General features: G+C 69.2%; 31 protein-coding genes and 1 pseudogene. 26 read left to right on the forward strand and 6 right to left on the reverse strand.

The window, feature by feature from the left end:
• Positions 1 to 64: 64 nt before the first annotated feature.
• Complete coding sequence (locus ACIPSA_RS15020; RefSeq protein WP_402633949.1) at positions 65 to 1,087, reverse strand: LacI family DNA-binding transcriptional regulator; 1,023 nt, start codon at positions 1,085 to 1,087, stop codon at positions 65 to 67.
• 86 nt (positions 1,088 to 1,173) lie between these two features.
• The gene (locus ACIPSA_RS15025; RefSeq protein ID WP_402633951.1) at positions 1,174 to 1,953 is read right to left on the reverse strand and encodes a response regulator transcription factor; all 780 of its coding nucleotides are present in this window, start codon (positions 1,951 to 1,953) and stop codon (positions 1,174 to 1,176) included.
• Positions 1,954 to 2,127: 174 nt separating this feature from the next.
• Here ACIPSA_RS15025 and ACIPSA_RS15030 point away from each other — a divergent pair, with 174 nt between their 5' ends.
• The 8 genes from ACIPSA_RS15030 to ACIPSA_RS15065 all read left to right on the forward strand — a co-directional run bounded on the left by ACIPSA_RS15030 (position 2,128) and on the right by ACIPSA_RS15065 (position 7,372).
• Entirely contained in the window at positions 2,128 to 2,964 is an 837-nt protein-coding gene (locus ACIPSA_RS15030; RefSeq protein WP_402633954.1) for an alpha/beta hydrolase, read from the forward strand.
• Positions 2,965 to 3,017: 53 nt separating this feature from the next.
• Entirely contained in the window at positions 3,018 to 3,272 is a 255-nt protein-coding gene (locus ACIPSA_RS15035) for a MoaD/ThiS family protein (RefSeq protein ID WP_402633956.1), read from the forward strand.
• Between the two features lie 3 nt (positions 3,273 to 3,275).
• Positions 3,276 to 4,562, forward strand: coding sequence for a hypothetical protein (locus ACIPSA_RS15040; RefSeq protein WP_402633959.1), 1,287 nt, complete (start codon positions 3,276 to 3,278; stop codon positions 4,560 to 4,562).
• Between the two features lie 144 nt (positions 4,563 to 4,706).
• Positions 4,707 to 5,402, forward strand: coding sequence for a DUF2993 domain-containing protein (locus tag ACIPSA_RS15045; protein WP_402633962.1), 696 nt, complete (start codon positions 4,707 to 4,709; stop codon positions 5,400 to 5,402).
• A gap of 199 nt (positions 5,403 to 5,601) precedes the next feature.
• Positions 5,602 to 5,682 (forward strand): Ms5788A family Cys-rich leader peptide, encoded by an 81-nt coding sequence (locus ACIPSA_RS15050; protein ID WP_350751515.1) that lies wholly within the window; start codon positions 5,602 to 5,604, stop codon positions 5,680 to 5,682.
• 134 nt (positions 5,683 to 5,816) lie between these two features.
• Positions 5,817 to 6,662 carry a sulfurtransferase gene (locus ACIPSA_RS15055; protein ID WP_402633965.1) on the forward strand — a complete coding sequence of 282 codons (846 nt, stop codon included), beginning with the start codon at positions 5,817 to 5,819 and terminating at the stop codon, positions 6,660 to 6,662.
• Positions 6,663 to 6,704: 42 nt separating this feature from the next.
• A complete protein-coding gene (locus ACIPSA_RS15060) occupies positions 6,705 to 6,992 on the forward strand; it encodes a DUF1416 domain-containing protein (protein ID WP_020122955.1) in 288 nt (95 codons plus the stop codon).
• Between the two features lie 122 nt (positions 6,993 to 7,114).
• Positions 7,115 to 7,372, forward strand: a complete 258-nt coding sequence (locus tag ACIPSA_RS15065; RefSeq protein ID WP_402633968.1) for a DUF3099 domain-containing protein — start codon at positions 7,115 to 7,117, stop codon at positions 7,370 to 7,372.
• Positions 7,373 to 7,714: 342 nt separating this feature from the next.
• On the opposite strand, the gene ACIPSA_RS15070 is transcribed toward ACIPSA_RS15065, so the two are convergent.
• The gene (locus tag ACIPSA_RS15070; protein WP_402633971.1) at positions 7,715 to 8,077 is read right to left on the reverse strand and encodes a DsrE family protein; all 363 of its coding nucleotides are present in this window, start codon (positions 8,075 to 8,077) and stop codon (positions 7,715 to 7,717) included.
• 166 nt (positions 8,078 to 8,243) lie between these two features.
• Between ACIPSA_RS15070 and ACIPSA_RS15075 the strand changes: the two genes are divergently transcribed.
• The 6 genes from ACIPSA_RS15075 (at position 8,244) to ACIPSA_RS15100 (ending at position 13,025) form a co-directional block, all read left to right on the forward strand.
• The gene (locus ACIPSA_RS15075) at positions 8,244 to 8,984 is read left to right on the forward strand and encodes a hypothetical protein (RefSeq protein ID WP_402633974.1); all 741 of its coding nucleotides are present in this window, start codon (positions 8,244 to 8,246) and stop codon (positions 8,982 to 8,984) included.
• Positions 8,981 to 9,889, forward strand: a complete 909-nt coding sequence (locus tag ACIPSA_RS15080; protein ID WP_402633977.1) for a hypothetical protein — start codon at positions 8,981 to 8,983, stop codon at positions 9,887 to 9,889. The genes ACIPSA_RS15075 and ACIPSA_RS15080 overlap by 4 nt, the downstream gene beginning before the upstream one ends.
• On the forward strand, positions 9,886 to 10,785 hold the full coding sequence (locus ACIPSA_RS15085) for a hypothetical protein (RefSeq protein ID WP_402633980.1): 900 nt from the start codon (positions 9,886 to 9,888) through the stop codon (positions 10,783 to 10,785). The genes ACIPSA_RS15080 and ACIPSA_RS15085 overlap by 4 nt, the downstream gene beginning before the upstream one ends.
• A gap of 237 nt (positions 10,786 to 11,022) precedes the next feature.
• On the forward strand, positions 11,023 to 11,595 hold the full coding sequence (locus tag ACIPSA_RS15090; RefSeq protein ID WP_402633983.1) for an FABP family protein: 573 nt from the start codon (positions 11,023 to 11,025) through the stop codon (positions 11,593 to 11,595).
• Positions 11,596 to 11,611: 16 nt separating this feature from the next.
• Positions 11,612 to 12,049 (forward strand): Fur family transcriptional regulator, encoded by a 438-nt coding sequence (locus tag ACIPSA_RS15095; RefSeq protein WP_402633985.1) that lies wholly within the window; start codon positions 11,612 to 11,614, stop codon positions 12,047 to 12,049.
• 10 nt (positions 12,050 to 12,059) lie between these two features.
• A complete protein-coding gene (locus ACIPSA_RS15100) occupies positions 12,060 to 13,025 on the forward strand; it encodes a YgfZ/GcvT domain-containing protein (RefSeq protein WP_402633988.1) in 966 nt (321 codons plus the stop codon).
• 103 nt (positions 13,026 to 13,128) lie between these two features.
• On the opposite strand, the gene dtd is transcribed toward ACIPSA_RS15100, so the two are convergent.
• Positions 13,129 to 13,554 (reverse strand): D-aminoacyl-tRNA deacylase, encoded by a 426-nt coding sequence (gene dtd, locus ACIPSA_RS15105; protein WP_402633991.1) that lies wholly within the window; start codon positions 13,552 to 13,554, stop codon positions 13,129 to 13,131.
• A 158-nt stretch (positions 13,555 to 13,712) separates the two neighbouring features.
• On the opposite strand from dtd, the gene ACIPSA_RS15110 reads away from it, so the two are divergent.
• The 3 genes from ACIPSA_RS15110 (at position 13,713) to ACIPSA_RS15120 (ending at position 16,951) form a co-directional block, all read left to right on the forward strand.
• Positions 13,713 to 14,342 carry an aerial mycelium formation protein gene (locus ACIPSA_RS15110; RefSeq protein ID WP_402633994.1) on the forward strand — a complete coding sequence of 210 codons (630 nt, stop codon included), beginning with the start codon at positions 13,713 to 13,715 and terminating at the stop codon, positions 14,340 to 14,342.
• 85 nt (positions 14,343 to 14,427) lie between these two features.
• Positions 14,428 to 15,684, forward strand: coding sequence for a GNAT family N-acetyltransferase (locus ACIPSA_RS15115; protein WP_402633997.1), 1,257 nt, complete (start codon positions 14,428 to 14,430; stop codon positions 15,682 to 15,684).
• 349 nt (positions 15,685 to 16,033) lie between these two features.
• Complete coding sequence (locus tag ACIPSA_RS15120; protein WP_402634000.1) at positions 16,034 to 16,951, forward strand: winged helix-turn-helix domain-containing protein; 918 nt, start codon at positions 16,034 to 16,036, stop codon at positions 16,949 to 16,951.
• Here the strand turns inward: ACIPSA_RS15120 and ACIPSA_RS15125 are convergent.
• Complete coding sequence (locus tag ACIPSA_RS15125; protein ID WP_402634003.1) at positions 16,946 to 17,134, reverse strand: hypothetical protein; 189 nt, start codon at positions 17,132 to 17,134, stop codon at positions 16,946 to 16,948. The two genes, ACIPSA_RS15120 and ACIPSA_RS15125, sit on opposite strands and share 6 nt — an antisense overlap.
• A gap of 150 nt (positions 17,135 to 17,284) precedes the next feature.
• On the opposite strand from ACIPSA_RS15125, the pseudogene ACIPSA_RS15130 reads away from it, so the two are divergent.
• Together ACIPSA_RS15130 and ACIPSA_RS15135 are read left to right on the forward strand one after the other, a co-directional pair.
• Positions 17,285 to 17,434: pseudogene (locus tag ACIPSA_RS15130) on the forward strand (GntR family transcriptional regulator); the annotation flags it as partial.
• A 65-nt stretch (positions 17,435 to 17,499) separates the two neighbouring features.
• Entirely contained in the window at positions 17,500 to 18,213 is a 714-nt protein-coding gene (locus ACIPSA_RS15135; protein ID WP_402635389.1) for an HAD family hydrolase, read from the forward strand.
• Between the two features lie 107 nt (positions 18,214 to 18,320).
• Here the strand turns inward: ACIPSA_RS15135 and ACIPSA_RS15140 are convergent, their stop codons facing one another.
• Positions 18,321 to 18,503 (reverse strand): hypothetical protein, encoded by a 183-nt coding sequence (locus ACIPSA_RS15140; RefSeq protein WP_402634005.1) that lies wholly within the window; start codon positions 18,501 to 18,503, stop codon positions 18,321 to 18,323.
• Between the two features lie 267 nt (positions 18,504 to 18,770).
• Between ACIPSA_RS15140 and ACIPSA_RS15145 the strand changes: the two genes are divergently transcribed.
• The 7 genes from ACIPSA_RS15145 to ACIPSA_RS15175 all read left to right on the forward strand — a co-directional run bounded on the left by ACIPSA_RS15145 (position 18,771) and on the right by ACIPSA_RS15175 (position 25,169).
• Positions 18,771 to 19,649 carry a GntR family transcriptional regulator gene (locus ACIPSA_RS15145; protein ID WP_402634008.1) on the forward strand — a complete coding sequence of 293 codons (879 nt, stop codon included), beginning with the start codon at positions 18,771 to 18,773 and terminating at the stop codon, positions 19,647 to 19,649.
• Positions 19,598 to 20,383 (forward strand): HAD family hydrolase, encoded by a 786-nt coding sequence (locus ACIPSA_RS15150; protein WP_402634011.1) that lies wholly within the window; start codon positions 19,598 to 19,600, stop codon positions 20,381 to 20,383. The genes ACIPSA_RS15145 and ACIPSA_RS15150 overlap by 52 nt, the downstream gene beginning before the upstream one ends.
• A 225-nt stretch (positions 20,384 to 20,608) precedes the next feature.
• Positions 20,609 to 21,439, forward strand: a complete 831-nt coding sequence (locus ACIPSA_RS15155; RefSeq protein ID WP_402634014.1) for a GntR family transcriptional regulator — start codon at positions 20,609 to 20,611, stop codon at positions 21,437 to 21,439.
• Positions 21,440 to 21,536: 97 nt separating this feature from the next.
• Positions 21,537 to 22,694: a phosphotransferase family protein gene (locus ACIPSA_RS15160; RefSeq protein WP_402634017.1), complete on the forward strand. Its 1,158-nt coding sequence runs from the start codon at positions 21,537 to 21,539 to the stop codon at positions 22,692 to 22,694.
• Between the two features lie 15 nt (positions 22,695 to 22,709).
• Complete coding sequence (locus tag ACIPSA_RS15165; protein ID WP_402634019.1) at positions 22,710 to 23,417, forward strand: HAD family hydrolase; 708 nt, start codon at positions 22,710 to 22,712, stop codon at positions 23,415 to 23,417.
• Positions 23,418 to 23,476: 59 nt separating this feature from the next.
• Complete coding sequence (locus ACIPSA_RS15170) at positions 23,477 to 24,553, forward strand: phosphotransferase (protein WP_402634022.1); 1,077 nt, start codon at positions 23,477 to 23,479, stop codon at positions 24,551 to 24,553.
• Between the two features lie 10 nt (positions 24,554 to 24,563).
• The gene (locus tag ACIPSA_RS15175; protein ID WP_402634025.1) at positions 24,564 to 25,169 is read left to right on the forward strand and encodes a TetR/AcrR family transcriptional regulator; all 606 of its coding nucleotides are present in this window, start codon (positions 24,564 to 24,566) and stop codon (positions 25,167 to 25,169) included.
• Positions 25,170 to 25,181: the final 12 nt, after the last annotated feature.

Raw genomic sequence — 25,181 nt, forward strand, 5'->3', positions numbered from 1 at the left:
TTTCATGGACGCCTGAGAACCGTCATTCACAGCCGCGGGACGCGCTCACGCGCAACCGCAGAACCTATTCACAGCCGCAGGACTTCCGGAGCACCAGCCGGGACGGGAAGATCTTCAGCCGCTCCCGCCGCGAGCCCGCCACCCGCAGACCGTCGTCGAGCACGAGGTCCACGGCCGCCCGGGCCATCGCCGACCGGTCCGATGCGATCGTTGTCAGAGGAGGATCGGTCAGCGCCGCCTCCTTGATGTCGTCGAAGCCGGCCACCGCCAGCTCCTCGGGCACGTCGATGCGCAGCTCGCGTGCCGCACGCAGCAGGCCGATCGCCTGGTCGTCGGTGGAGCAGAAGACCGCGGGAGGGCGGTCGGGGCCGGAGAGGAGCTCCAGGGCGAGCCGGTACGCGTCGTAGCGGTTGTACGGCGCCTCGAAGAGCCGGCCCTCGGTCGGGATCCCCGCCTCCTCCATCGCGCGCCGCCAGCCTTCGACGTGGTCGGAGACCGGGTCGCCGACGGCGGGCGTCTCGGCGGTGCCGCCCATACAGGCGACGTACTCGTAGCCGTGCTCCAGCAGGTGGCGCACGGCGAGGTGGGCGCCGCCCAGGTCGTCGGTGACGACGGCGACGTCGTCGATGGCCTCGGGGCGCTCGTGCAGCAGCACCACCCGGGCGTCCCAGGCCTCGATCTCGGCGGCGGCGAGGTCGTTGAGCGCGTGGCTGACCAGGATCAGGCCCGAGACGCGCATGCCGAGGAAGGCGCGCAGGTAGTGGACCTCACGTTCGCCGACGTAGTCGGTGTTGCCGACGAGAACCATCTTGCCGCGCTCGGACGCGGCCTGCTCGACCGCGTGTGCCATCTCCCCGAAGAAGGGCTGGCGCGCGTCCGGGATGATCAGTCCTATGAGATCGGTGCGCCGCGAGGCCATGGCCTGGGCGACCCGGTCGGGCCGGTACCCCAGCTCCTTGATCGCGGCGAGGACACGCTCGCGCGTGGCCGGGGCGACCGGCCGGGGTCCGTTGTTGATGACATAACTGACCACGGCGGTGGAAGTTCCCGCCAGCCGCGCCACATCATCCCGAGTCACCTTGGCCACGCGCGGAGTCTACGCGGATGGACCCGCTCTGGGCAGGGACTATCGAAGCTTCGCTGTGCGGAAGCAATGCCCTGCCTGAGCGACTGCTACGCGTCGGCCGGCACCTCTGCCGTACCCAGGACGGACGATGCGTCCGCATCCTCCGGCTTTGGCCGGGCTGCCTTGGCCTTCGCCTCGTCCGAGCCGCGCTCGCCCTTCTCAGGAGTAACGAATCGATAACCGACGTTCCGGACGGTTCCGATCAGGGACTCGTGCTCCGGGCCCAGCTTGGCGCGCAGCCGTCGTACGTGGACGTCCACGGTCCGGGTGCCGCCGAAGTAGTCGTAGCCCCAGACCTCCTGCAGCAGCTGTGCGCGGGTGAAGACCCGGCCCGGGTGCTGCGCGAGGTACTTCAGGAGCTCGAACTCCTTGAACGTCAGGTCGAGGACCCGGCCCTTGAGCTTGGCGGAGTAGGTCGCCTCGTCCACGGACAGGTCGCCGTTGCGGATCTCCATGGGGGAGTCGTCGTTGACGATCTGCTGCCGGCCCATGGCCAGCCGCAGTCGTGCCTCGACCTCCGCCGGACCCGCGGTGTCGAGCAGAACGTCGTCGATGCCCCAGTCGGCGGTGACGGCCGCGAGGCCGCCCTCGGTCACCACGAGGATGAGGGGGCAGCCGGGGCCCGTGGACCGCAGCAGCTGGCACAGGCTGCGGACCTGGGGCAGGTCGCGGCGCCCGTCGATCAGGATGACGTCGGCACCCGGGGTGTCGACGAGCGCCGGCCCCTCAGCCGGAGCCACTCGCACGCTGTGCAGGAGCAGGCCGAGGGCCGGGAGCACTTCGGTCGACGGCTGGAGGGCGTTGGTCAGGAGCAGCAGAGAACTCATACGTCTGGTTCCTCCTCGGTCCCCGCGAGGACGTTTGTGGCACTTCGACACTGCTCTGCGATCCCGGCGGCCCCGTACACCTGCGGTTTCCCGCTTCGTATACAACGCTTCCGAAAGCACAAAAGGACCCGGGGGCTGCGCTGCCCGAGTCCTCTGCCCAGCAGAATAGCCCACATGAACAACGGTCCGGCAGGTCATGCAGCACGTTTCACCGTTCGTCCGAACTCCGAGACGGCTGGACCTGCACCTATGCGGACGTTTCTGCGCACGGCCGACGGGATTTCCATCGATTCCGTATACAACCCGGGCGCGGTCGTATACGACGCCTCCGCGCCACCCTCCCGTGACCTGGTGTTCGTCGTCGCGCACGGTTTCACCGGCGACGTGGACCGCCCGCACGTGCGCCGCGTGGCGGCCGCCCTCGCGCGCCACGGCGCCGTCGTCACCTTCTCCTTCCGGGGCCACGGGGCCTCCGGCGGGCGCTCCACGGTGGGCGACCGGGAGGTGCTGGACCTGGCGGCCGCGGTCGGGTGGGCGCGCGGCCTCGGGCACGAGCGTGTCGTCACCGTCGGCTTCTCCATGGGCGGCTCCGTGGTGCTGCGGCACGCGGCGCTGCACCGGGGCGTCGACGCGGTGGTCTCGGTCAGCGCGCCGGCCCGTTGGTACTACCGGGGCACGGCCTCCATGCGACGGCTGCACTGGCTGGTGACGCGCCCCGTCGGCCGCCTGGTGGGCCGCTACGGCCTGCGCACCCGTATCCACCACCGCGACTGGGACCCGGTCCCGCTGTCCCCGGTCCAGTCGGTCCCGGAGATCGCCCCCGTCCCCCTCCTGGTCGTGCACGGCGACCGGGACGGCTACTTCCCCCTGGACCACCCCCGGATGCTGGCCGCCGCGGCCGGTGACCACGGCGAACTCTGGCTGGAGCCGGGGATGGGCCACGCAGAACACGCGGCCACCGACGACCTGCTGGCCCGGATCGGGAACTGGGCGGCCGCACAGGCGGGCTAGCCTGACGGTGTTGATGTGCGGATGCCGATCCGCCGATGGAGTCGAGGGACGAGATGGCAAAGGTCACGGTGCGCTATTGGGCCGCCGCGAAGGCCGCGGCCGGGGTCGCCGAGGAGCCGTACGACGCGGTCACCCTCGCCGAGGCGCTGGACGCGGTGCGTGAGCGACACCCCGGTGAACTGGCGCGCGTGCTGCTGCGATGTTCGTTCCTCATAGACGGTGACCCCGTGGGCACCCGCGGACATGAGACGGTACGGCTGGCCGAGGGCGGCACGGTCGAGGTGCTCCCGCCGTTCGCAGGAGGGTGAGCGATGACCGATCAGCCGTATGAGGGCGGGCCCTACGAGGGGCAGCAGGGGCAGCAGGGGTACCAGGCGTATCAGGGAAACCAGGGGTACCAGGGACACCAGGGCTACGGGGGGCACGACCCGTATCAGCAGCAGGCTCCGCAGGCGGCTGGGCAGGCGTGGCCCGAGCAGACCGGGTACGACCAGTCCGGGTACGACCAGTCCGGGTACGACCGGCCGGGGTACGACCAGTCCGGTCACGACCAGTCCGGTCACGACCACCAGCAGTACACGCAGCAGTGGCAGGGGCAGACCTGGGAGACGCAGGTCCACGCGCCGGTGTCCGCCGCGGAGACGTCGTACCTCCCGCCGCAGAGCTACGAACAGCCGCCGGCCGCTCCCGCCCACCCCGGACCCACCGCCGGCCCGCCCCCGGCGGCACAGCCTCAGGCGGCACAGCCCCCGGCGGCTCACGCCCAGGCGGCACAGCCCCAGGCCGCTCAGGCCGAGGCGGAACCCGAATACGGCCCCGCCACCCTCGCCGGCAACACCCGCGTCACGGACGCCCAGCGCGCCCGTCTGGAGGGCCGCTCCCCGGTCATAGAGCCGGGCATGCAGCCGGCCGCGCTGACGGCGCTGCTCGGGCTGCTCCTCTCCGCCACGGCGGCGATGGGCTCGTACGCGCTGGCCGTACCGCTGGTGCTGCTCCAGGCGGTCACGGCGGCGGGCTGGTTCCGCCTGAACGGCATGTGGCCGGCGCGCCAGGGCATCGCCCTGGCGTTCGCGGGGGCGCTGACGGCGGACGTGGCGGTGCTGGCGGCGGGCCGTGACCACGCGGTCGCCGCGATCCTCGGGTCGCTCGGAGTGTGGGTGCTGCTCGCCCTGGTCCTTCAGCTCCGCTCGCACGCCTCTCCGGACGAGCGCATGTACGGCCTGATGGCGACGGTGGCCTCGTCGGCGCTGGCGATCATCGCCACCGGTTATCTGGGCGCCGACGCGGACGCGGTCTCGGTGGGCGCGGCCGCGGCGGCGGTCGCCGTCCTGGCCCGTGCCCTCCCCCTCCCCACCCCGGCCTCCGTCGTGGTCTCCCTGCTCGCCGCGGCGGGCGCGGGCATCGCGGTGGGCGGCATGACGGGCCTCGGCACGAAGGGTGCCCTGCTGGGCGCGGCCGCGGCGGTCTGCGCCCTGATCGGCCACCGGGTCGCCAGCTACGACTACCCGTCCCGCTTCGTGCACTTCACGGCGGGCGTGGCACTGCCGCTGTCGGCGGCGGCACCGGTGGTGTGGGCGCTGGGGCGGGTACTGGGCTGACGGGCGGACATCCCGGTGCCGGTCCGCATTTTCCGGCCGGCACAGGGCGTTCACGTCACAGGTGATCGACAATTTCCCGGCGGCCGGGCCCCGCAGGGCTAGCGTGGGAACGTTGTAGTCAGCCGACCCGGGGGAAAAACCACCATGCGAGCCCTGCGCATATTCCTGATCGTCGTCGTGATCCTGGGCGGCCTCTTCGTGATCGCGGACCGGGTCGCCGTCCACTTCGCCGAGGGCCAGGCCGCGGACAAGCTGAGGGCGACGGAGAACCTGGCCGCCACCCCGGACGTGTCCATCAAGGGCTTCCCCTTCCTCACCCAGGTCGCGGGCGGCTCCCTGGACGACGTCGAGGTGGGCATCAAGGACTACGAGGCGGCCACCGGGAACGGCTCCGAGAGGATCCGTATCGACGACCTGAAGGCGGACATGAAGGGCGTCGATTTCTCCGGCGACTACAGCTCCGCCACGGCGGCCGACGCGACCGGCACCGCGACGATCGCCTACGACCAGCTGCTGAGCGCGGTCAAGAACGACCCGGTCGACCTGCCCCTGGGCGCCACCGGCAAGGTGACCAGCCTCTCCTACGGTGGCAACGGCAAGGTCAGGGCCACGGTCGTGGTCGCGGGCGTGCCGCTCCCGGTGCTCGGCACGGTCACGGTCCAGGGCGACACGGTGAAGGTGCATGCCGATGGGCTGCCCAAGTTCGGCAACCGGCCGATCGACGTCTCCGAGGTGAAGATCGGCGAACTGCCCGGCGGTATCAAGCTGGACAAGGTGCAGGCCGCCCAGGACGGTGTGAAGCTCAGCGTGAAGGGTTCGAACGTCAGGCTGGCGGGGTAGTTCGAGAGCCGGTGGAACGGCGGGTGTCCGAAGGGCGAGACAGCCCCGTCCGCACCGCAGATGCACTGACCGGCGCAAGCGCCCGGAGGCCGTCCCGCGACGCCCCGGGCGCTTTTCTCATCCCGCCATTCGGACGATCGTGTCTCAGAATCCGACACGCCGGTGACACGCCCGGCTGTCCGTCCCTACGATCGAGCCCATGAAGCGACAGGCGGATCTCACGAAGCGGCGGGCAGTAGACCTCTGCCGCGTTGCCGCCATGCTCTGTCGCCCCTTCTGAAGCGGTAGCGGCCACCTAGGCCCTCCGCATTCCCAGCCGCCCAGCTCAGGGCACCCGTGCGTCACTCCGCGCTGGAGTGCGCACACCCCTCTCACTTGCACGCCCCGCCGCAACTGCCCCGGAGGAGAAAGAGCATGAGCCGCAGCGACGTCCTGGTCGACGCCGACTGGGTCCAGGACCACCTGGACGACCCGAGCATCGCCATCGTGGAGGTGGACGAGGACACGTCCGCCTACGAGAAGAACCACATCAAGAACGCGATCCGCATCGACTGGACCAAGGACCTGCAGGACCCGGTCCGTCGCGACTTCATCGACCAGGAGGGCTTCGAGAAGCTCCTGTCGAAGAAGGGCATCGCCAACGACACCCTCGTGATCCTCTACGGCGGCAACAACAACTGGTTCGCGTCCTACGCCTACTGGTACTTCAAGCTGTACGGCCACGAGAACGTCAAGCTCCTCGACGGCGGCCGCAAGAAGTGGGAGCTGGACGCCCGCGAGCTGGTCGACGGCTCCGAGGTGCCCGAGCGCGACACGACCGACTACAAGGCCAAGGCGCAGGACAGCTCGATCCGTGCCTTCCGCGACGACGTGGTCGCCGCGATCGGCTCGCAGAACCTGGTGGACGTCCGTTCCCCCGACGAGTTCTCCGGCAAGCTGCTTGCCCCGGCGCACCTGCCGCAGGAGCAGTCGCAGCGTCCGGGTCACGTCCCGACCGCCCGCAACATCCCGTGGTCGAAGAACGCCAACGACGACGGCACGTTCAAGTCGGACGACGAGCTCAAGGAGCTCTACGCCCAGGAGAACGTCGACCTGGCCACGGACACCATCGCCTACTGCCGCATCGGTGAGCGCTCCGCGCTGACCTGGTTCGTGCTGCACGAGCTGCTCGGCGTCCAGAACGTCAAGAACTACGACGGTTCCTGGACCGAGTACGGCTCCCTCGTCGGCGTGCCGATCGAGCTCGGCGCCAACAAGTAGTCGACCCCGACCGACCTCTCAAGACCTCTTCAGGAGTACGACATGTGTGGAGCGAAGGCCGGCGGCCCGGACGCCTCGACGATCAAGCCCGGTGAGACCACGATCCAGGGCCAGGTGACCCGCGACGGCGAGCCGGTGGTGGGCTACGTCCGCCTCCTCGACTCGACCGGCGAGTTCACCGCGGAGGTCCCGACCTCCGCCACCGGACAGTTCCGCTTCTACGCGGCCGAGGGCACCTGGACCGTGCGCGCCCTCGTGCCCGGCGCCACCGCCGACCGCACGGTCGTCGCCCAGCAGGGCGGTCTCGCGGAGGTCGCGATCGCGGTCTGACCGAGATCCCGTACGGCCGAAGGGCCGCACCCACCGGGTTGGACACCTGGGGTGCGGCCCTTCGGCATGTCCGGGCCTACGGCGGCGGTGCCCGGGGGAGGCCGCCGACCTACCCTTGATGTATGTACGCACGGCGGCGTCACATCTACTTCGCCATGATGGGGACCTGCGTCGGGCTCTTCGTCCTGGCGTGGGCCGTTGTGCGCCTCTGGTCGATTCCCGCGGCGGTGGGCATGTGCGTCGTGGCCATGGTCATCCCGCCGCTCGCCGCGATCGTCGCCAACCGCCGGGGGCCCGAGGACCGCTGGTGGGACGATCCGTCGGGCGACCCGCAGTCCGACGAGTGGTGGGACGAGCTGGACGGCAAGAAGCGCCACTGAGCGCTCCGCTGGAAGTCCGGTGTGTCGTCCGCGGGTCCGTCGTGGCCGGTCGCTCCCCCAAGTTCTCGGCTTCGCTCGAGCAGGGGGGACCCCCATCGCGGCGGAGCCGCATACGGACAGCGCCCCGCGCCCCTTCGGGGCGCTGCCGAACCGCACCCGACTTCCCGGACCCGCTTGGGGTCCCACCAGGGCACCGACAGGGCCTGTCCGGCGGATCAAGTTGCAGAAAGACAAGGCCGCAGACGGGCGTTCCAGGCCCCGCGCCCGCGGCGTGATCCGGCGGACAGCACACGTGGGGACCGCCAGGCACCGCACCGGGCACCCGGCCGCCTCGTGCCCGTCTCAGTAGACGAGCGCCTGCGTCCCGTCCCCGAGCGCCTCCTGTACGAAGACCTGCGCGCCCGCGATCCGCACGCCCTCGATGACGTCCTTCTCCGTGATGTCCCGGCGTGCCGCGCACTGGGTGCACAGGGTGACGCCGCCGCCCGCCAGGATCGCGTCGAGCAGGTCGGGCAGCGGGGCGGCGTGCGGCAGTTCGAACTCGGCGGCCCGCCCCGGCAGCGCGAACCACGAGGACTCGCCGGTCAGCCACAGGGAGACCTCGACGCCACTGGCCACGGCCACCGCGGCGACCGTGAAGGCCTGAGAACAGCGTTCGGGAGCGTCTGCTCCCGCCGTCACCTTGATCACGAGCTTCTTCGCCATGTCCGAATCGTAATCAACTCCTCTGCAACTCAATGCGTTGGCCATGGGTCTCTTGTGCGCGCACATGGAATGCACAGTTCACGTTCTGTTGGGGGACGTAGTGGATGAACCCGAAGAAGTGCCTCAGGAAGCGCCGCGGGAGGTGGGGCAGGAAGCGTCGGACAAGATGCGTGAAGAGGTACATCAAGACGCGCGGCCCGTTCGCAGGCGCGGACGCACCGCCCTGCTGATCGCCGGCGCCGTCGCACTCGGCCTGGTCGCCGGCACTTGTGCCGGTTACCTAGTCCAGGCCGACCGCGAGCCCACCAAGCTGCCCCCGCTGTCGCAGCCGGTGCTCGCACAGGCGAAGGGCGACGGCCCCGAGCCGCTCTCGGCGGCCCAGGACCGCCAGGTCACGCTCGACGGCGATCTGCGCAAGCTGCTGCTGAAGCGGCCCGGCAACGCCCGTAAGGCCCTGTACACCGTGGGCAGCGACGGCTGGATGAGCCTTGCCGACTACGCGGAGACGTACAACAAGCCCAAGAACGCCTTCGGCAACCTCATCGGCGAGGAGTTCCGGCGCGCCGCCGTCACCAACTGGCGCGAGGGCAGCACGTTTCACGTGGAGATCCGCCTGATCCAGTACCGCCAGGAGGAGAAGCTCGCGGCCTACGACGAGGCCGACGACTCCTACTACTGGGCGGAGAAGCAGGGCGACACCGACAGCTGGCCGATCCCCGGCACCGGCGACGGCATGGCGTACGTCCACCACAAGCCCGAGAGCGAGCCCGGTTACATGGACGTGTACCACGCCGAGGCGCACGCCTGGCGAGGTGACATCGCCATGGAGATCTGGGCCTTCGACACGAAGCCGATCCCGAAGAAGAAGATCATGGACCTGGCGAAGCGGCAGATGGAGCGGCTGTGAGCGACAACTCCGCGAACCCAGAGGTCATCGTGAGCCCCGAGGCCGCAGTGGACCCGGTCGCCGATTTTCCGGCGCAGTCCCAGCCCGCCCCGGAGCAGCCCGCCCCGGAGCAGCCCGCCCCGGAGAAGGCCGCTCCGGAGAAGCCCGCCCGCAACCGGCGCCGTGCCGCCGCCGTCGCGGGAACCGCCGTCCTGCTCGCGGCGGTCGTCGCGGGGGCCGGTTACACCGTGGTGACCGTGAACGGTGCCGACCGGGATGCGGGAGCCCCCGACTGGAGCTTCCCGAAGACCGGCGGGGACAAGAACAAGGAGAAGGCGGCCGAGGCCACCGGGCTGCAGGGCATGCTCCTGCCGTACGGCACCGAGGGCTTCGGGCGCGGCCCGGACCTCGGCGAGTTCGGCTCCGACGTCCGGCTGTCCGGCGGCCGGGCCACCGCCATGCGCAAGGAGTCGATCAAGGACCTGCCCCGCTCCCAGCGCCAGGAGCTGGAGCGGCTGATCGACAAGCAGGACATCAAGGGCATGGCGATGCGCAGCTACCTGAGCACCGAGAACGCGGTCGACTCAACGGCCTACTCGGCCCACGCCTACACGGTCGACATCGTGCTGTCGCAGATGGGCAACCGGCGCACCGTCCGCTCCATCGCCGCGGTCCAGCAGGAGTTCTTCGACGCCATGAAGATCTTCCGCAAGGGCCCGGAGATCGAGGGCCACAAGAACGCCGTCTGCTTCCTTCCGCCGACCGACTCGCACGAGAAGCTCGACATGATGGTGTGCTCCGCGTACGTGGGCGACGTGCTGGTCAGCGCCACCGCGACCGGGGGCAAGCCATTGGACAAGAAGGGTGTGGCGCTGTTTCTGCGCGAGCAGCTGGACCGCATCAAGGACCCGGGGGAGGCGGTATGACCGAGCAGCAGACCGAGCGGGCCGAGCAGGCCGAGCAGGCCGAGCAGCAGGCCGAGGTTCCGCCGCAGGTTCCGCCGCTTCCTGAAGGACAGTCCCTCGTGCTGCCTCCGGTGGACGCCGTCCGGCCGGCGAAGGACCGCCGCGTCCTGCGCGCCGCCCTGCGCTGGACGGCCGCTGTCGTGGTTTTCGCGGCGGTCGGGGCCGGGACGGCGTACGGCATCACACGGGTGGAGCGTACGGACCTGCCCGGTCTCGCCACCGAGTCGGACGGCCGCTGGGAGTACCCGGAACTGGTGAAGCCGCCGCTGCCGGACGGCCGCCCGGGGCCCTTCGCCGGGACGAACAAGTCGGGCTCCCACTACGCCGACCTGCGCGAACTGGTGCTGCCCGCGCCGAAGGGCGCGACGGCGGACGGCACACTGCGCGGCACGGACGGCTGGCTGGCCACGAAGGACTTCCTGGCGCAGTACACGAAGAAGGAGGACCGCGAGGAGCTCGGGCAGCAACTGACCGACTACGGCCTCAGGCACATCGCGGCCCGCGGCTGGACCACGCAGGACGGCACGCGCACCCGGATCTACCTGCTTCAGTTCGGCACCGCGACGGTCGCGGACAAGCTGATGACCGGCGACCTCACCAGCTACGACTCGCCGAACTACGTGGTGCGCGGCGCCGACTCCTTCGCCCGGGACGAGAAGTTCCCCGACGCCGCCCGGCTCGCGGACGTCGCCATGACCCCGTACGCCGAGACGAAGCCGTACGGCGCCGAGCAGGTCCGGCAGGCCTATCTGACCGCCGGCGACACCCTCGCGGTGATCGTCCAGTCCAGGAAGGGCACGGCGCCCACCGTCCCGTTCCAGCAGACGGTGACCCTGCAGAGCCAGCTGCTGGGCTGACCCCGCACCCGCCCGAGGGCGTACCTCGCACGGAGGGCCGGGCCCCGGCCGCGTAAGCTGGGGCACGGCCCTGTGCATGCCCACCCTCGCTCAAGGAGCACTCCGTGGAGATCTTCTTCGAAACCCTGTTGGTCCTGGTCTGCGTCGGCGTCCTCGCCTTCGCCGGTCTGACCGTGAAGAAGCTGTACCAGGGCCAGCGCTGACCACCGTCAAGGAACTGGCTAGGAACTGTCTGTCATGATCGAGATCCCGTCCGACCTCCACAAGGACCTGGTTCCCCTCGCCTTCCTGCTCGGCAAGTGGGCCGGCGCGGGCGTGCACGACTTCCCCGGCTCCGAGAAGTGCAACTTCGGGCAGGAGGTCACCTTCACCCACGACGGAAGGGACTTCCTGGAGTACCACTCCCACACCTGGGTGCTGGACAACGACGGGAACAAGGTCCGTCCGCTGGAGTCGGAGTCCGGCTTCTGGCGCATCGACGACCGCAAGGTCGAGGTCACGATGACCCGCGACGACGGCGTCATCGAGATCTGGTACGGCGAGATGGCCGACAAGAAGCCGCAGATCGACCTGGTCACGGACGCGGTGGCTCGCACGGCCGCCTCCCAGCCGTACAGCGGCGGCAAGCGCCTGTACGGCTACGTCAAGAGTGACCTCATGTGGGTCGGCGAGAAGCAGACCCCCGAGGTCGAGCTGCGCCCTTACATGTCCGCCCACCTGAAGAAGGTCGTCACCCCGGAGGAGGTCGAGCGCTGGGCCAAGGCCCTGCCCGACGACATGCCGGACGACGGGATCGCCTTCTTCAAGTAGTCCTAGACTCTCTGGTGTGGTGAGCACCGACTGGAAGAGCGACCTCAGGCAGCGCGGCTACCGGCTGACGCCGCAGCGGCAACTCGTGCTCGAAGCCGTGGACACCCTTGAACACGCGACCCCCGACGACATCCTCGTGGAAGTGAGGAAGACGGCGTCGGGGGTCAACATTTCCACGGTGTACCGCACGCTGGAGCTGCTGGAGGAGCTCGGCCTCGTCTCGCACGCCCACCTTGGCCACGGCGCCCCGACCTATCACCTCGCGGACCGCCACCACCACATCCACCTGGTCTGCCGGGACTGCCAGAACGTCATCGAGGCGGACGTGGACGTGGCGGCCGAATTCAGGGCCAAGCTCCGTGAGACGTTCGGCTTCGACACGGACATGAAGCACTTCGCGATCTTCGGGCGCTGCAAGGACTGCACGCTCAAGAGTTCAATTACCAAGTCGTAGGCTTACGGATATGAAGAGCCCTCTGCTGTCCCTGCCCGGCGCCGTCCCCGCCGAGGGCGTGGACGAAGGTGTCGCCGCCCACTACGGGGACCTGTTCCGCGAGCAGCGCGCCCTCGCCGACGGCACCGGATTCGTCGACCTCTCCCACCGCGGTGTCCTCACCGTCACCGGTGAGGACCGGCTGAGCTGGCTGCACCTCCTGCTCACCCAGCACGTCAGCGAACTCCCCGCGGGCCAGGCCACCGAGGCGCTGATCCTGTCGGCGCACGGCCACATCGAGCACGCGCTGTACCTGGTGGACGACGGCACGACGGTCTGGGCCCACGTGGAGCCCGGCACCCGGGACGAGCTGGTCGCGTACCTGGAGTCGATGAAGTTCTTCTACCGGGTCGAAGTCGCCGACCGGACCGAGGACTTCGCGGTCGTCCACCTGCCGGCCGGTTCGATCGCCGAGGTCCCGGAGGGCGTCGTCATCCGCGAGACGGCGTACGGCCGTGACCTCTTCCTGCCTCGCGCGGACCTGGAGTCGTACGCGGAGAAGGCGGGCCCCGCGGCCGGGATCCTCGCCTACGAGGCCCTGCGCGTCGAGCACCACCGCCCGCGCCTCGGCTTCGAGACCGACCACCGCACCATCCCGCACGAGCTGGGCTGGATCGGCACGGCGGTGCACCTGCAGAAGGGCTGCTACCGGGGCCAGGAGACGGTGGCACGGGTGCAGAACCTGGGGAAGCCCCCGCGCCGCCTGGTCTTCCTCCACCTCGACGGCAGCGAGGTCCACCTGCCGACCCACGGCACCGAGATCCGCCTCGCGGACGAGGGGCCGGACGGCCGCAAGGTCGGCTTCGTCACCACGTCCGTACGCCACCACGAGCTGGGCCCGATCGCGCTGGCCCTGGTCAAGCGGAACGTGCCCGTGGACGCACGACTGGTGGCGGGGGAGACGGCCGCGGCGCAGGAAACGGTCGTAGAACCCTAGTCCCCGGCCTCGACCAGGACCCTGGTCCCCGGCCTCGACCAGGAGCCTGGTCCCCGGCCCCGACCAGGAGCCTGGTCCCCGGCCCCGACCAGGAGCCTGGTCCTCAGACCTCGATCAGGACCGTGAACGGGCCGTCGTTCGTCAGCGAGACCCGCATCCGCGCGCCGAACCGGCCCGTCGCCACCGTCGCGCCCAGCGAGCGCAGCTGGGCGACCACCTCGTCGACCAGCGGCTCGGCGACGTCGCCGGGAGCGGCGGCGTTCCAGGTCGGCCGACGGCCCTTGCGCGCGTCCCCGTACAGGGTGAACTGGCTGATGACGAGCAGCGGCGCGTCGATGTCGCTGCACGACTTCTCGTCGTGCAGCATGCGGACGGACCAGAGCTTGCGGGCGAGCTGGGCCGCCTTCTCCTTGGTGTCCTCGTGCGTCACCCCGACGAGTACGCACAGTCCCTCACCGGCGATCTCGCCCACGGTCTCGCCGTCCACGACGACGCTTGCGCCGTCCACCCTCTGCACCACTGCACGCATGCGGACCATCATGCCGGGTGCCGCACCCGCGTTCGCGGGGGGTCTATTTTTGATCCTTAAGCCCCTATCTGGGGCCGTTCGGGGGCACTCGGTCACATAGCAGCCACTTGGGGTGGCACGATGCTTCCGTACGCCGGTCGAGGGGACGGTTGAGGCACATGAGCACACCGAGCACCGGGCAGCCGCCCGGGGCGGTCGCGGCCGCCCGCGAGGGAGGTCCGGACACGCACCGGCCGCCCGCGCAGCGCAGCGACAGCACCCCGCTGTCCGCGCGTCCGCCCGAGCACGACCTGACCCTGCTGAGTCTGCCCGAACTGCGCACACTGCGCCGGGACGCCCAGCGCGACGAGGCGGACCTCAGTTACGTACGGCGGCTGCTGCAGGGCCGGATCGACATCCTGCGCGCGGAGCTGTCCCGCCGCGGACCGGCGTCGCTGCCGGCCGCCGAGGACGCCGCCGCGGTCGCCCCCGTGGTCGCCCGCCTCCCGGAGATCCTCACCGACGCCCCGGCCCGCCACCGGTCCTCGGCCCGCCACGTGACACTCGGCACGCCGCACAATGAGGAGTACCGGCAGCTGGCCGCCGAGATGCTCGCCGAGGTCGAGCTCTCCGACCTCCAGGCCCGCACCGACCTGGAACTCAACACCGCGATGGGCCGTCTAGTCCGCTACGAACAGCAGGTCTCCCGCCGCCGCCAGCACCTCCAGCGCACGACCGACGAGTGCAGCGCGGAGATCGCCCGGCGATACCGGGACGGGGAGGCGCAGGTGGACGACCTGCTCACGTGACGCGCCGCGCCGGGCGGTGCGGACCGCCCGGCGGGCGTTCGGAAATCCCCGCGACACCGGGCAGCGGTCCACCTACCGTGACCCCATGAGCCGCCCCGCCGCAGACATCGATGTCCGTCCCATCACCGAAGACGAGTTCGCCGACTGGCACCGGGCCCTGAACACCGGGTTCCTGCGGGAACCCGTCGTGGCGCAGGAGCAGTTGGACGCCCGCAGGCTGAAGTTCGTCCCCGGCCGTCTCCTCGGCGCCTTCGACGGCGGCCGGTGTGTCTCGACCTTCCGCTCCTTCGCCCAGGAGGTCACGCCGGTGGGCGGCGCGGCCGTCCCCGCCGACGCCATCTCCAACGTCACCGTCAGCCCCACCCACCGCCGCCGGGGCCTGCTCACCCGCATGATGAGCCAGGACCTCGCCGCCGCGAAGGACCGCGGAGACGTCGTCGCCACCCTCATCGCCGCCGAGTACCCGATCTACGGCCGCTACGGCTTCGGCCCCGCCACCTGGATGACCGAGTGGACCGTCGACGTCCTCCGCACCGGCCTGGACCCCCGCTGGTCGGGCCCGGAGGACGGCGGTCGTATCGACCTGGTGGAGGCCGAGGACGTGCGCAAGCTCGGCCCGGAACTGCACCAGCGTGTACGCCGCGTCCAGGCCGGCGCGGTCAGCCGCGGCGAGCTGTGGTGGCGGGAGAACACCGGAGCCGTGCGCATGTTCGCCGGCGACTGGACCGAGCCCTTCTACGCCGTCTACCGCTCCGCGTCCGGTGAGGTCGAGGGCATGGTGTCGTACGAGTCGGACAACAACTGGCAGGGCAAGCTGCCGAACAACACGGCCGACGTGAACTGGCTGCTCGCGTCGACCCCGGCGGCCGAGCGCGCGCTGTGGCACTACCTCTGCTCGATCGACTGGATCACCAAGGTCAAGAGCGGCTGGCGGTCGCCCGACGACCTGCTCCCCTTCTTTCTCCCCGACCCGCGCGCGGCCAAGGTGACCACACACGCGGACTGGCTGTGGGTGCGGATCCTGGACGTCGTACGGGCCCTGGAGGCACGGACGTACGAGGGGGCGGGCACGCTGGTGCTGGAGGTCGTCGACCGGCACGGTCTGGCGGGCGGCCGCTACCGGCTGGAGGCGTCGCCCGAGGGCGCGTCCTGCACGCCGACCACCGAGGATGCGGAACTGGTCCTGGATGTAGCCGAGTTGTCCACGCTGTGGCTGGGCGACGAGAGGGCGACGCGGCTCGTGGCACTGGGCCGGGCCGAGGAAGCACGAGCGGGCGCCGCCCGGGTGGCCGACGCCCTGCTGCACACGTCCGGGCGACCGTGGTGCCCGGACATCTTCTGATGCCCCCTTCCTTCCGGCGGCGGTACTTCTCATCTCATCCGTAGCGAGCTGTTCAGTTGTGACTGTGCGCTGCCGATATCGAGTTCTCGGCGTTCAGTTGTCGGTGTTGAGTTGTGGCTGTGCGTTCGGTTGCGGCTGTACCTCTTGTGCCGCTGTGGTTCGCCACCGGCCGGTCCGGCCTGCCGAGCTCCCGGCTCCCCTCCGGAAGGGAGCCCGATCGGCCAACCACCGGGAAGTTCGACCATGTTGCTCAAGTTGGTGACCAACTCAACAGTACTTATCTCCACTTGGGGTCGACTCATAACCACCTTCCCATGAACTGCCGGAAGATGGCGGGAAGTTGTAGTGTTTGTCCGTGGACCCGGAACACGCCTCCGTCAATGGACGGAAGAGGTCACAGCGGCCACAGAAGTCACATCGCGAGGTGGCCGACGAGCTGCGCGCCCGGATCAGGTCCGGAGTGCTGCGGGCGGGTCAGCGCATGCCCACGCAGGCCAGGCTGGCCGACGAGTTCGGCGTGGAGCGCGGAGCCGTACGGCAGGCGCTGCGCATTCTGCAGTCGGAGCACCTGCTCACCGATGTATCGAAGGGCAGCCCCGCCACAGTGGCCCCGAATCCGGACGTGAGGCTGCTCCCGGCCGGCCCCGGAGCCCCTCCGCAGCCCACCATGGTGGCCCTGGCTCCGCGGACGGCCGCCGCCTTCGCGGCCCCGCACGTCGAGATCGACGCCCTGTGCCTGACCTCCGTCTCGCTCACGATGGCGATCGGCGAACCGCTGCGCCAGATCCACGCCGGGCGACTGAAACCGGCCAAGGTCGATCTCCGGGTCCTGTTGCCCAGCCGCGACATAGCCTTGGCCTTCCCGGCAGCGGTGGACGACGCCTCGGCCACGGGCCGGCTGCACCGGCGCTGGCTGGCTCAGCGCAATGCCCAGGGCCAGGTGCTCCGGCACAGCCTGCTGGCCCTGCGCGCCACGCACGGCATTGACGTGAACGTGTCCTTCCGCGCGCTGCCGTTCACACCGCCGGTGAAGCTGTACCTGCTCAACGGCACGGAGGCGCTCTTCGCGTACTACACGGTGGCCCGGCGCGAGCGGGAGATCGACCACGAGTACCTGGCGATGTACGACGCCGAGGGCACCCGGTCGATGCTGTTCGCCTTCGAGCAGGGTGCCGGGCCGCGGGACACGACGTTCGTGGAACAGTCCCACCTGTGGTTCAACGCGCTGTGGGAGACGATCAGTACCGAACTCGTGCTGACGTCATAGGGCGGGCCCCGCGAGCAGGACGGCGAGCAGGACCGCCCCGGCGGAGCTGACGGCCGGGCTCTTGGCCTTGATGCCCACGGTGAGCAGCAGCAGGCCGACGATGCCGGTGGCGCCGTACCTCCATTGGACGAGCTGCTCGAAGCCGACGACGAGGACGGCGGACAGGAGAGCGAGGACAGGCACGATGAATCCCCCTTCGGGTCGGCAAGGGAAGCAAAACTTCCGCCAACTCAATCAAGTTGGCAACCAACTCGGATTAAGTTGTCCCCACTTGGCAGCCTGTCGTAAACAACTTCCAAGCAACGGCCTTGAGATGGCGCTAAGTTGTAGCGTCTGGTCGTGACCCACGAGAACGCGGCAGTGAACGGCACCGGTGGGCTCACGCCCCAGGAGATCGCCGACACTCCGCGGGAACGGATCCGCGTCGGCGACCTCAGGGCGGGGGACCGCCTGCCCACCCAGGCCGTGCTCGCCGAGGTGTTCGTGGAGCAGTCCCAGAAGTGGTTCGACGCCCTCTGGGAAACCATTGCCGCGGACCTGACACTTTCCTGGTGACTTCTGATGCGCAGCAGACCGCAGAGGTGGCGGAGCTCATTGCCCGAGCACGGGTGGTCCTGTGGGATTTCGACGGGCCGATATGCCGACTGTTCGCGGGTCACCCGGCGAACCATGTGACCCGTGAACTGGTGCAATGGCTCGACGGACATGGCATGCGCAGGCTGCTCACGGACGACGAACGGGCGGCCTCGGACCCCCAAGTGGTCCTGCGCGCCGTGGACCTGCGGCATCCGGGCAGCGATCTGGTGACCGAGCTGGAGGGACGTCTCACGCTGGAGGAACTGCGCGCCGTTCCGTCCGCGATGCCCACCCCCTACGCGGACCCGTTGATCCGTACCTGGTCGGCAGTCGGCACCCGGCCGGCCGTGGTGACCAACAACTCCCCGCTCGCCGTCCGCGAGTACCTGGTGAGCCGTGGCCTGCTCGGCTGCTTCGCCCCGCACATCTACGGCCGCACCCAGGACCTGCGCCTCCTCAAGCCCGACCCGCACTCCCTCAACCGCGCGCTGAACGCGACGGGCGTCGCCCCCTTGGCGGCCCTCATGATCGGCGACTCCCCCTCGGATCTCGCCGCCGCCGAGAGGGCCGGGGTTCCGTTCCTGGGCTACGCGCGCAACCAGCTGAAGGCCGATCTCCTGATGGATGCCGGGGCAGAGCACGTCGTCGGGTCGCTCCAGCCCGTGCTGGACGCGCTCCGTCGGTAGCGGAAGCGACTGCTCCCGAAGGCCTCCGCCTTTTCGACGGACCAGTCAAATCCGCTTCTTCACGAGCGATTGGACTGCTGGCGCCCGACGTGACCCACGGAGCCGGTTCAGGCCTGGGTCATGAGCAGCACGAGCAGCACGGCGCCGATGGAGGAGCAGGTGGTGTTCTGCGCCTTGATCCCGGCTCCGATGAGGAACAGAGAAAGCGCGCCGGCTGCTCCGTAGCGCGCTTGGATCGTGTATTCGAATCCCATGGTGAGGGCGGCGGACACCAGCTGAGTGACGATCATGACTCCCCCTGTCGGTCACATAGGCCGGTCGATCAAACTTGTCGTCCAATTGGACTGATCGAGGCATCAAGGTTGTGCCCTAATCGCGTGATCGCCTAACCGGAAGGATGGTTGGACTGGTGATGTGACTGAAAACTGGTCCGCTTGCTGGTTGGGTCGGCCGGTCCAGGGGGTTGGTGCCCAACTGCGACCAACTTGCCGGAGCTTGGTTGATCTTCATAAACAACTAAGAAACAACTCCCCCTAGATGGATCAAAGTTGTAGCGTTTGGTCGTGACCGAGGAGTACGTGGCAGTGGACCGCAGCAAGAGGGTCTCGCCCCAGGAGATTGCTGATGTCCTGCGGGAACGGATCCGCGCCGGTGACCTGAAGGTGGGTGACCGTCTGCCCACGCAGGCAGAGCTGGCCGAGCAGTTCGGCGTGGAGAGGGGTTCCGTGCGCCAGGCCCTGCGGTTGCTGCACGAGGACGGATTGCTCAGCAATGTGAGCAAGGGCAGTCCGCCGCGCATCGCGGAGCAGACCACGCCTCGGAGCGAGCCCCAGCCGACGATGGTGGGGCTGTCGCCCAGGCTGACCGAGGCACTCTCGGTCCCGCACGTCCGTATCGACGTCGTCTGTCACACGGCCGAGACGTTGATGCTGGCCCTCGGCGAGCCGCTTCGGCTGATTCACGACGGCCGCCTGAGCCCTGATTCGATCAGCGTTCGGATTCTCGTACCGTCCCGGGACATCACCCTCGCCTTCCCCGTGCCCGTGGAGGGCCGGAGCAAGGACGACCCCGTCCATCAGCGCTGGCTCGCGATGCGCAATGCCCAGGGGCAGGTCCTCCAGCACAATCTGCGGGCCCTGCGGTCCACGCACGGCATCGATGTCAAGGTGGCTTTCCGCGCGCTTCCCTTCACTCCTCCCATCAAGATGTACCTGCTCAATGGCGAGGAGGCGCTGATCGCCTACTACATGCTGACCCGGCGGGAGGAGGAGTGGGAGAGCCAGACGCTCGACATGTACGACGCTCTGGGCTCCCAGTCCCTCCTCTTCTCCTTCGAGAAGAGAGCCGGCGACCGGGACGCGGCGTTCGTGGAGGAGTCCCAGAAGTGGTTCGACGCCCTCTGGGAAACCATCACCACGGACCTGACACTCTCCTAGTGACCTCTGATACGGCGCAGCCTCATCTGGTGACGGAACAGAGCCCGGCTCTGCAAGGGTTGATCACGAGCGCCAAGGTGGTGCTCTGGGACTTCGACGGGCCGATCTGCAGTCTGTTCGCCCGCCATTCGGCGCAACAGGTGGCCGGTGATCTGAGGCAGTGGCTCGATAGGCAAGGGCTGCGAGACCTGGTGCCGGATGCCGCGCAGGAGTCCCCCGATCCGCACGAGCTCCTGCGCGCCGTCGACCGTCGGCGCCCCGGCAGCTACATGGTCGGTGAGTTGGAGGAACGTCTCACCGGAGAAGAACTCCTCGCGGCCGCCACGGCCATGCCCACCGCATACGCGGACCCGCTGATACGCACCTGGACGGCGGTCGGCTCGCGGCTTGCCGTCACGAGCAACAACTCCGGCCGGGCCGTGCGGGCGTATCTGGAAAGCCGTGGCCTGCTGGGCTGCTTCGTCCCGCACATCTACGGCCGGACCCAGGACATCGGCAGGCTCAAGCCCGATCCCTACTGCCTCAACCGTGCGCTGACCGCGATGGGGGCGGCACCTGCCACCGCGGTGATGATCGGCGACGCCCCGACCGACTTCACCGCCGCCTCGCGCACGGGTGTGCCCTTCATCGGCTACGCGACCAGCGAGGAGAGGCTGAAGGAGTTGCGGAACGCCGGGGCCGAGGTGGTCGTGACATCGCTCGAACCCCTGTTGTGCGCTCTGCGGGACGGTTGACGGGGCGGCACCCGCCACCGTTACCCCCTTTGAGTGCACTACTTTCCAGCCAATCGGCCCAGTGGGGCAGAGTTGACGGATCGCGATCAAGATCAGTCCTTCAATAATCGGTCCAATAGGAGTGATTGAGCGGCCGGAAGTAGTGCGCCTGGCGCGCGGGGGCGCTAGGTTCGGTCTGTGGCTACCTCAGGACGTGCAGAAAGCGGAGGAAGGGCATCCACTTTGGTGGAGTCCGTACTTCGGGAGCAGCTGGCGAACGGGACGTACCGCGCCGGCCAGTCGCTGCCGACCCAGCGGCAGCTCGCCGAGGAATTCGGGGTGAGCCGGGACACCGTCCAACGGGTCCTGCGCAAGCTCACGGACGAGGGATGGGTCGAGTCCCGGCAGGGCAGCGGCATGTGGGTGCTGAAGGTGCCGCAGGTGGAACCGGCGGACCCGCGCCCCAGGCGCCGGGTGGCCACCTCGCTGGGACCGTTGATCCACCGCGCTTTCGAGCAGCCGGAAGTCGTCCTCGACACCTTCGCGCTGACCTCCGAAACGCTGTGGAACCACCTGAAGGTCCAGGCCGAGCGCGTGGCCGCCGGGGAGGTCACGCCGGAGCGGGTGCGGCTGCGCATGCTCCTGCCCTCCGACACGGTGAAGCTGGCCTATCCCGCGGCCAAGGACAAGGAGGACGACCGGATCTGGCAGCGCTGGCGGGCCATGGCCCGGAGGTACGCCATCGAGATCACCGGTCTGATGGGGCAGCTGCGCGAACTGGGGGTCGATGCCGAGGTGGAGATCCGCCGTGTGGCGATGACGCCCCAGTACAAGCTGTACGTGATCAACAAAGAGGACCTGCTGTTCGGCCTGTACGAGGTGTTCGAGCGCAAGATCACCCTTGACGACGGGACGTCCGTCGAGGCGCTGGACGTACTCGGCCTGGGCTCGGTGCTCTCCCACCACCGCGAGGAAACGGCGGAGGACGAGTCGCACGATGGCCGGATCTTCGCGACCATGCGGGCCAGTTTCGAGTCGTATTGGGAACGTTTGAGTGACCCCGAGGCCGACATCTGAACCGGTCGCGGAATCGTCCGCGCCGGGACCGGCGTGACGCCGTCCACATAGTGACATGACGTGAGAACACCCAGCACGCCCGCTATTCTCTGCGCGCATGTCGCACCCTCTGCCCCGCAGAGCGCACCTGTCTCTCGTGCGCGTTTTCGCGGAGGCGCGGCGCCGCAGCCCCGATGGGGAGGTGGTTTCCGGCCATCACAACATCAACCGCATCGCAGCACTGCGGCAACCGTTGGCGTTCCTTCTCCGGCAGCCGTCCGGGCGGGTTCTCGCCAAGTTCCGTACGCCCTTTCCCTCGGTCGAGGTGGTTCCCCGGGTCTGGCGCAGCGAGGCTCAGGTGCTGCGCGCTCTGCAAGCGCATGCGAGCAGCGTCCCCCGCTGCCTGGCCGACTTCGGAGAATGGTCACTGCACGAGTACGTCGCCGGACAGGCCCTGGCCGACGTCGTTCCGGAGGGACCGATCGGCAGCGAACGGCTCCTGGCGCTGGCCGGGTTCTTCGCGTGCCTGGCCGATGTGACGAAGGACGAGCTGCCACCGCTTCCTCCGGACTGGCCGCGCGATGCCGACAGCCGGGGCTTCCTGGAATGGATCGCGCGGTTCGCGAAGGAGCGGGTGCAGCTGGCCAACCAGCCCCGTTTCGGAGGGCTCTTCGAGGCGATCGGCGTTCCCGCGGACGCCATCGACCGCTTCATCGGCTCGGCCCCCGTCCTGACCTCGCGTCCGTTCGTCCTGCTCCACACGGACGTCCACCGGGCCAATGTCGTGGTGATTCCGACGCCCGGGGGCGAGCGGTTGTCCGTGATCGACTGGGAACTCGCCCTGTTCGGCGACCCGGTGCACGACCTGACCACCCATTTGGTGCGGATGAACTACGACAAGGCGGAGCAGGAGCTGATGGTCCGCATGTGGGCCGATGCCATGGACCGCACGGGGCATGGAGCGATGTCCGCGGGCCTGGAGGCCGACCTGCCCGTCTATCTCGGCTTCGAATACGTCCAGTCGGTATTTCCCGATGTCATGCGGGCCGCGCTGCTTCTTCCGGACCGCCCCGGCGACCGGGACCTCCGTCTCGCGACCGAGCGCATCCGCCGGGCTCTCCAGCGGGCCCGTGAGCCGCTGGGGCTGGTGGACGAGGTACGGGACGAACGGGCGGTCGTCGCCGCCCTGCGTGAGTGGGTCACGATCGACAAGGGTCGCCGCTCGGGGCGATCCGACGGTATGGACCGCCGGGGGGACAGAGAGGCGCGTGGGTGAGGCGAAGGGAGCGGGATGGTCGACGAGCTCGGTGACGTCCAGGACGCGCGGCGGCTGATCGAGGGGGCGCGCTGCGTACTGTTCGACTTCGACGGGCCGATCTGCCGCCTCTTTCCCAAGGGCCGGTCGGCGCCGCTGGCGGATGAACTGCGGCGACTGGCTGTCACGTTCGGTGCGGGGAAGGTTCTCACCGACGCGGAGCGCCAGGACATCGACCCGCATGTCGTGTTGCGGGCCGTGCACCGGGCACGGCACGACACGGACGTGCGTCTGCCGGCACTGATGGAGGAGCGTCTGACGGCAGGTGAACGGGCCGCCGCGGAGGTCGCCTGGCCCACGCCGCACGCCGCTGACCTCGTTCGTCGCCTGGCCGGCCGGGGGCATCGCCTGGCGATCGTCACCAACAATTCCGCCGAGGCCGCGCGCCTTTATCTGTCCCGCGCCGGCCTGCTCGGTCAATTCGAGGCCATTCAGGGTCGTACAGCCGATCCCGGCCTCATGAAACCCGACCCGGATGTATTGTGCCGTGCGCTCGGCAGCCTCGGCCTCGGCCCCGGGGACGCGGTGATGATCGGTGACAGCGGTACGGACGTTCAGGCCGCGCGGAATGCGGGGTCGGCTTTCATCGGCTTCGGGCGGAACGAGCGTAAGGTGCGGGGGCTTCGGCAGGCCGGTGCTTCGGTGGTGGTGAGTTCTTACCACCCTCTGCTCCAGGATGATTGAGGGGAATCCGGTACGTGGTCGCTCCCAGGGCCTCAATTGCTCGTCAACGGGCGGAGGAGTTGAGCGGCGATGCAAGCAGCGTCGTCGGACCGCTCCAGGGTTATCACCATGAGACGTATGTTTTTCCGCTACCGGACGGGTCGCGGTTCAAGTGCCGGGAGCCGCGGGCGCAAATCCTCTGGTTCGACCGGAGGTGCTTCGACTCGGAGGACGAGCTGCTGTGCGCGCTCAGGGGGCGCGTCAAGCGGATTCCCGAGGTCGTCGAGATCGAGGGCACAAGGGTCCAGCGGTTCATCGAGGGACAGACCCTCAGGTCGCTGCGGTTGCCGGGCCGACGCATACCCCCCGAGGTCTTCTGGCAGATCGTCGGGCTGTTTCGGCAGACGGCACGGATCACTCCGGACATGCTCGACGTCGTGCGGCTTTGCAGCTACGAGGACCGCCCGGTGGAAGGTGACAGCGACGGCTTCCTGGAACAGTTGATCACTTTCGCCGAGAAAGAGGTCTATCAATCGAACCTTGAGCAGTTCGGTGTGCTGTTCGGCGATCTGGGGGTCAGCGACGAGTCTTTCCGCTACCTGAGAAAGCATGTGCCCGGTCTGCGGGAACGCCCCTTCTGTCTCCTCCACGGGGATCTGCACCGGGAGAACCTGATCGTCGACCCCGCAAGGATGTTATGGGCGATCGACTGGGAATTGGCGATGCTGGGCGACCCGCTCTACGACTTGGCGACCCATCTGCATCTCATGCGTTATCCGGACGTCCAGGCGCGCCGCATGGTCGAAGAGTGGTGCCGGGCCGTGGAGAGGGTCCGCCCCGGAAGTTCGTCCGGATGGCAGCGGGACCTCTTCCTCCTCCTCGACTTCAAAAGGGCGCAGTCGGTCTTCACCGATGTCATACGTGTGTCCCTGTCGCTGTGTGACGGGCCGGAACTCCGCCTGCACGATCTCCAGCGGGCCGCTCGCATCCTGGAAGGCAGGCTGGCTGCCGCCGCCGTGCCCCTGGGGCTCGATCACGTGCCGAGCTCAACCCGGATCATGGCTGCCCTCATGCGGTGGTGGTGCGGCGACCGAGCGGGGCGGCGGTCCCCGTACGGCCTCCGACCGCAGCGGTCGGTTCGCCGGCCTTCGCCGTAGGCTCGGCCCCATGGGTGAGGAGATGGGGCTGCGCGAGCGCAAGAAGATCCGGATGTACCAGGAGGTGTCCGAGGTCGCCGTGCGGCTCTTCCTGGAGAAGGGGTTCGATGCCGTGTCGGTCGCGGAGGTCGCCGCGGCCGCCGGGATCTCCAAGCCGACCCTCTTCCGGTACTTCCCGGCCAAGGAGGACCTCGTCCTCCAGCAGATCGCCGACCACCGGGAGGAGGCCGCACGGGTGGTCGCCGGGGAGGCGCGGCCGGTCGACGCGCTGCGGCGGCACTTCCTCGACGCGCTCGACCGGTGCGATCCGATCACGGGTCTCAACGACGACCCCGGGGTGCTCGCCTTCCACTCGCTGCTCTACGGGACTCCGTCCCTGGTGGCGCGGCTGTACGAATACCAGGAGCGGTCGGAGGAGGCGCTGGCCGAGGCGCTCGGCGGGGGTCTGGACGGGCGGCTCGCCGCCGCGCAGATCATCGCCGTGCGGCGGATCCTCGCGCAGGAGAACTGGCGGCGGGTCGCGGCGGGGGAGGGCGTGGAGCAGGTGCGGGGGGATGCGGTGGCGGCGGCCGAGCGGGCGTTCGGGCGGCTGGAGAACCTGCTTGAGGATCACTGACACCATGTGAGA

Source organism: Streptomyces sp. NPDC086549, from assembly GCF_044746205.1.
In the GTDB taxonomy this organism is placed as follows: Bacteria; Actinomycetota; Actinomycetes; order Streptomycetales; family Streptomycetaceae; genus Streptomyces.

Excerpts from the sequence above, each read along its gene's own strand:
- ACIPSA_RS15025 (WP_402633951.1), bottom strand. The coding sequence starts at position 1,953 with ATGAGTTCTCTGCTGCTCCTGACCAACGCCCTCCAGCCGTCGACCGAA.
- ACIPSA_RS15030 (WP_402633954.1), top strand. The coding sequence starts at position 2,128 with ATGAACAACGGTCCGGCAGGTCATGCAGCACGTTTCACCGTTCGTCCG.
- ACIPSA_RS15035 (WP_402633956.1), top strand. The coding sequence starts at position 3,018 with ATGGCAAAGGTCACGGTGCGCTATTGGGCCGCCGCGAAGGCCGCGGCC.
- ACIPSA_RS15040 (WP_402633959.1), top strand. The coding sequence starts at position 3,276 with ATGACCGATCAGCCGTATGAGGGCGGGCCCTACGAGGGGCAGCAGGGG.
- ACIPSA_RS15045 (WP_402633962.1), top strand. The coding sequence starts at position 4,707 with ATGCGAGCCCTGCGCATATTCCTGATCGTCGTCGTGATCCTGGGCGGC.
- ACIPSA_RS15050 (WP_350751515.1), top strand. The coding sequence starts at position 5,602 with ATGAAGCGACAGGCGGATCTCACGAAGCGGCGGGCAGTAGACCTCTGC.
- ACIPSA_RS15055 (WP_402633965.1), top strand. The coding sequence starts at position 5,817 with ATGAGCCGCAGCGACGTCCTGGTCGACGCCGACTGGGTCCAGGACCAC.
- ACIPSA_RS15060 (WP_020122955.1), top strand. The coding sequence starts at position 6,705 with ATGTGTGGAGCGAAGGCCGGCGGCCCGGACGCCTCGACGATCAAGCCC.
- ACIPSA_RS15065 (WP_402633968.1), top strand. The coding sequence starts at position 7,115 with ATGTACGCACGGCGGCGTCACATCTACTTCGCCATGATGGGGACCTGC.
- ACIPSA_RS15070 (WP_402633971.1), bottom strand. The coding sequence starts at position 8,077 with ATGGCGAAGAAGCTCGTGATCAAGGTGACGGCGGGAGCAGACGCTCCC.
- ACIPSA_RS15075 (WP_402633974.1), top strand. The coding sequence starts at position 8,244 with ATGCGTGAAGAGGTACATCAAGACGCGCGGCCCGTTCGCAGGCGCGGA.
- ACIPSA_RS15085 (WP_402633980.1), top strand. The coding sequence starts at position 9,886 with ATGACCGAGCAGCAGACCGAGCGGGCCGAGCAGGCCGAGCAGGCCGAG.
- ACIPSA_RS15090 (WP_402633983.1), top strand. The coding sequence starts at position 11,023 with ATGATCGAGATCCCGTCCGACCTCCACAAGGACCTGGTTCCCCTCGCC.
- ACIPSA_RS15100 (WP_402633988.1), top strand. The coding sequence starts at position 12,060 with ATGAAGAGCCCTCTGCTGTCCCTGCCCGGCGCCGTCCCCGCCGAGGGC.
- dtd (WP_402633991.1), bottom strand. The coding sequence starts at position 13,554 with ATGCGTGCAGTGGTGCAGAGGGTGGACGGCGCAAGCGTCGTCGTGGAC.
- ACIPSA_RS15110 (WP_402633994.1), top strand. The coding sequence starts at position 13,713 with ATGAGCACACCGAGCACCGGGCAGCCGCCCGGGGCGGTCGCGGCCGCC.
- ACIPSA_RS15115 (WP_402633997.1), top strand. The coding sequence starts at position 14,428 with ATGAGCCGCCCCGCCGCAGACATCGATGTCCGTCCCATCACCGAAGAC.
- ACIPSA_RS15140 (WP_402634005.1), bottom strand. The coding sequence starts at position 18,503 with ATGATCGTCACTCAGCTGGTGTCCGCCGCCCTCACCATGGGATTCGAA.
- ACIPSA_RS15160 (WP_402634017.1), top strand. The coding sequence starts at position 21,537 with ATGTCGCACCCTCTGCCCCGCAGAGCGCACCTGTCTCTCGTGCGCGTT.
- ACIPSA_RS15165 (WP_402634019.1), top strand. The coding sequence starts at position 22,710 with ATGGTCGACGAGCTCGGTGACGTCCAGGACGCGCGGCGGCTGATCGAG.
- ACIPSA_RS15175 (WP_402634025.1), top strand. The coding sequence starts at position 24,564 with ATGGGTGAGGAGATGGGGCTGCGCGAGCGCAAGAAGATCCGGATGTAC.